The sequence below is a fragment of the Pseudomonas sp. Bc-h genome (assembly GCF_002080045.1).
In the GTDB taxonomy this organism is placed as follows: domain Bacteria; phylum Pseudomonadota; class Gammaproteobacteria; order Pseudomonadales; family Pseudomonadaceae; genus Aquipseudomonas.
On the sequence record NZ_MUIN01000056.1, the window covers coordinates 1 to 359 of the forward strand.

Consider the following 359-nt stretch of genomic DNA (forward strand, 5'->3'; position numbering starts at 1 on the left):
CAGGAGACCTTTGCCGAGTCTGGGTAGGGCATAGAACTCCATCTTCCCAGGAGACCTTTGCCGAGTCTGGGTAGGGCATAGAACTCCATCTTCCAGACACGAATTGCACTACCCGCTTAACGTCATCTCGCACATTCTTGGCGGTTCGCACGACCGCGGCAGCCGACTGTACAAGTCCCTCATCGATACTGGGCTGGCGATGGATGTTGCTTGCAGACATGATGAGCTGAAAGATCCTGCATTGATGATAATCGCTGCAACGCTGACTCCAGAGACTGATCCTGCGCAAGTTGAGCAAGTTATTTTGAATGAACTTGCTCGTCTCGGTCAGGAAGAAGTAAGCGAAGCTGAGCTGGCTC

1 protein-coding gene is annotated in these 359 nt (G+C 52.6%); it reads left to right on the forward strand.

All coding sequences use genetic code 11. From position 1 onward, the window contains the following. Positions 1–103 precede the first annotated feature (103 nt). The coding region (locus BWR59_RS31785) for an insulinase family protein (RefSeq protein WP_143491017.1) at positions 104–359 on the forward strand (256 nt) is incomplete at its 3' end.